This window comes from Promicromonospora sp. NPDC060204, from assembly GCF_042728455.1.
Lineage (GTDB): Bacteria > Actinomycetota > Actinomycetes > Actinomycetales > Cellulomonadaceae > Promicromonospora.
The window spans coordinates 1-1,363 of sequence record NZ_JBHWZO010000471.1 but is presented as its reverse complement, the minus strand read 5'-3'; the positions used below and the strand labels follow the sequence as shown (position 1 = coordinate 1,363).

Sequence of the window (1,363 nt, the reverse complement as noted above, 5' to 3'; positions counted from 1 at the left end):
GGAGCATGCTCAAAGCGAAGAAACCCGGGCCTCAAAGGTGATGTGGACACACGGTGTGCTCGTGCTCGTCACGCGAGGGGGTCGACGACGACGTAGGTCTCGGTCGTGAGGATCGGCGCCAGCACCCCGTTGGACAGGGCGTACCAGCCGGCGACCGGGCCCTCGGGCCGCGCGAGCGCCGTCGCGTGCTGTACCTGCGTCGCATGAGCTCGCATCGCCGCGACGACCCGCCCGAGCACGTCCGCGACGTCCACCCGCACGACCCGCTCCCCGCGGCCCGCGTCGCTGCCGCGGCTCCCCTGGTCCCCGCGGCCCGCGCCGCTCCCGCCGCTCCCCCGGCTCCCCGATGTGATCGGTAGCTCGCCAGGTGATCGGTGGTCCGAGGTGCCGACGACCCGACGCCCAGCCGACCACCCGGGCAGGTCATCCTTCGCGAACGGCGGGAGCGGCTCCGCCGGGTCCGCCAGGGTCAGGCCCTCGGCGGCGGCGAGCTCGGTCGCCGTCGGCAGGCCGGCGAGCGTCGCCCGCGCCGTGCGGACCTCGGCCGCCGGGGCGACCGCCTGCCACAGCTCGGCACCGGCCCACGGCTCGTCCCGCCGTCCGACGCCGCCCCCGGGCTCGCCCTCGCGCACCGGCTCACCGCCGTCGCGCTGCTGCTCGCCCGACGCCGGCCCGCCGCCCGGCCGCCACGCCGGGTCGGCCGCGAGGCGCAGCGCGCGGACCGTCACCTCGTGTGCCCGGACGTGGTCGGGATGTCCGTAGCCCCCGCCGGGCTCGTACGTCGCGACGACGGCGGGGCGCGTCGCGCGGATCAGCGCCGCGAGCCGCCCGGCCGGTTCGTCGAGCGGAACCCGCGCGAACGCCGTCGGCGGGGAGTCCGGCGCCGGCCCGGCCACGCCGGGCGCCACCCAGGTCATGCCGGAGTCCTGGTACCGCACCGGGTCCGCAGGTGCGGAACCCGCGCCCACAACCCTGTTCACCTGCGCAGATACCGGCGGAAGGGTGTCGAGGAAGGCCTGCTCGACCGCGCCGTCCTCCCCGCCGCCCAGCGCGACGAGCGCGCGTGCCAGCTCGGTCTCCCGGTAGGCGCCCAGCGCGGGACCGTCACCCTCGAGGCCGGCCCGGCCCTCCGACGTCGTACCGGCCAGGGCGATGACCTCGCCGCGCTCCCCGCGCGTGCAGGTCACCACGCGGGCAGGCAGCCCGGCCGCGGCGAAGGCCGCCAGCAGCCCCCCGGTCGACAGGGTCTCGTCGTCGGGGTGCGCGTGCACCGCCAGCACGCCACCCGAGAAAGCTCCGGAGAAAGCACTGAGTGCTGGATCTTCGCCCTCGGAACGCATGTTCATGGGCGAAGATCCAGCAC

1 protein-coding gene is annotated in these 1,363 nt (G+C 76.4%); it reads right to left on the bottom strand.

The window, feature by feature from the left end:
• Positions 1–68: 68 nt before the first annotated feature.
• A complete protein-coding gene (locus ACFWEJ_RS28760) occupies positions 69–1,346 on the bottom strand; it encodes a PIG-L family deacetylase (protein ID WP_377232567.1) in 1,278 nt (425 codons plus the stop codon).
• Positions 1,347–1,363: the final 17 nt, after the last annotated feature.

Bases quoted from the DNA above. Each gene is read 5' to 3' on its own strand.
- ACFWEJ_RS28760 (WP_377232567.1), bottom strand. From the start codon at position 1,346: ATGAACATGCGTTCCGAGGGCGAAGATCCAGCACTCAGTGCTTTCTCC.